This is a genomic window from Acinetobacter sp. AB03 (assembly GCF_058107045.1).
Window position 1 is genome coordinate 1 of record NZ_JBUEBA010000028.1, and the last position, 1,878, is coordinate 1,878.

At 44.5% G+C, this 1,878-nt stretch carries 2 protein-coding genes; both read left to right on the top strand.

All coding sequences use genetic code 11. The features are described from left to right. The first annotated feature begins 228 nt into the window (after positions 1-228). Positions 229-1,251, top strand: coding sequence for a sterol desaturase family protein (locus tag ACY3FQ_RS17045; RefSeq protein WP_083102098.1), 1,023 nt, complete (start codon positions 229-231; stop codon positions 1,249-1,251). Then, complete coding sequence (locus ACY3FQ_RS17050) at positions 1,248-1,655, top strand: DUF4345 domain-containing protein (protein WP_065262971.1); 408 nt, start codon at positions 1,248-1,250, stop codon at positions 1,653-1,655. Before ACY3FQ_RS17045 ends, ACY3FQ_RS17050 begins: the two co-directional genes overlap by 4 nt. Positions 1,656-1,878: the final 223 nt, after the last annotated feature.

Here is a 1,878-nt window from a genome sequence, read left to right on the forward strand (position 1 = left end):
GAGAGATTGGTCGTAGACGAATTCAAGTAGAGCATGTATAATATAACGCAGCAGAATATTTAATATCTGGGAAGAAACTTGAATCGCAGCGGTCATTCGTTATGCCTGACTGAAAATGTCAAATACTATACGTTCCGGTCAAGACGCAATCAAGAGACAGAGTCATAATTACTGCAGTTTTTAAATCGCTGAATATTAATAATAACGGCGCAAAAGGAGTGAGTTCATATGCAGTTGTTTAGTTTTATCACCGAAACCCTGACCGATCTGTTCGGGCGTGAACCTACGCTCAATGAGATGATCCTGATTCCAATGGTCCCTATTTTTGTTTTGGGCTTTCTTGTTGAGTGGCTCTATCGAAGAATTAAAAGCGGAAACTGGGCAGCCACAAAAGGGCAGGCATTTTATATTCCCGAGGTTTTTGCCAACTTTTCGTTAGGCGGTGGTTACTACGTCTTCGGTGCGGTTATGAACATAGTTTATGTCGCAGCTGTTTTTAGTTTCGTCTGGGATCATCGTCTCTATACCATCCCTGTGAATGCCCTCACAATAATTCTGGCATTTTTTGTTCAAGAATTTTGTTACTACTGGTATCACCGTACAGCACATAGAGTGCGCTGGTTTTGGTCGCAACACGTATCCCATCACAGCGGCGAAATCATGAATATGTCTACGGCGGCGCGACAAAGCATTCTTAATGGCATTGTGGGCACTTGGATATTCTTCGCACCGGCTGTTTTCATCGGTTTTAGCCCCGACCTAATTCTTGGTTTATTAGGATTGAACCTCGCATTCCAGTGGTTTGTGCATACCGAAAGCATTACAAAGTTGCACCCGTGGTTGGAATGGTCACTAAATACGCCGTCTAACCACCGCGTGCACCACGGACGTAACCCACAATATATTGATAAAAACTTCGGCGGAGTCATCATGATCTACGACCATATTTTTTCAACCTATGAGGCAGAAAAAGAAAAGGTCGAATACGGCATCGTAAAACAGATCAAAAGCTATAACTGGTTTGTAATGAACCTGCATGAACTTGTCGATATGATTCGAGACGTGATGGCACCCGGCAAGCTTTCCGAGCGGCTAAAGCATCTTTGGAAGCCACCGGAGTGGGAGCGTTCAGGTCATACACCTATTCATACCTGGACAACCGTACAGATGGACGGAAAACAGACAGGAAATACGGCCGCTGAAGAAGTCGAGACGGCCAAAACAGACTCTAAGATGGTGGAAGTAAAATGATCTTTTTAAGTCGACTTTTTTTGAGTATGTCAGCCATTGCGTTTCTACTGATCGGTTTAAAGACCTTGTACGACCCAGTCGCAGCCATGACTGCCATCGAACTGCAGCCGACTTCGATCAGCGCAACGAATGAAATTCGAGCCAACTATGGGGGAATGCACCTAGCTTTTGCCTTAATCATGCTGACGGGTGCTATTGCCGCGTCAGCGCGCCGACCCGCACTTTGGATGAGTTTCTCAATCACTTTCGGCCTGGTTGTTGGCCGATTAATAAGTTTGTTGCTTGATGGTATGCCTAATGCCACTGCAGATTTTTTACTGGCTCTGGAGATTGTCTCCACAGCGGGGGCCGCAGGGTTACTTTGGTTCAGCCGAAATATAAGTCATGAGCCACTCAGCGATTAAGCTTCGTAGGCCTATCTTCATATTAATAGTCATAGTCAATTCATAGTCATTTAATCTTAGTTTCACAGCCCGCTAAGCGGGCGGAGAAGGTAATATGAGCGATCGCATTGAAATCCTAAAAAACTCAGTTAATAATGCCATTCGAGCGATTTGTCCGGAAAGAGCCATTCTTTGGACGGAATACTACAAGAATAAATTGAATCGAAATAAGCCGGTAGAAATA

What these genes read in the sequence shown, in the direction of transcription:
- ACY3FQ_RS17045 (WP_083102098.1), top strand. Translation starts at nt 229, where the DNA reads ATGCAGTTGTTTAGTTTTATCACCGAAACCCTGACCGATCTGTTCGGG.
- ACY3FQ_RS17050 (WP_065262971.1), top strand. Translation starts at nt 1,248, where the DNA reads ATGATCTTTTTAAGTCGACTTTTTTTGAGTATGTCAGCCATTGCGTTT.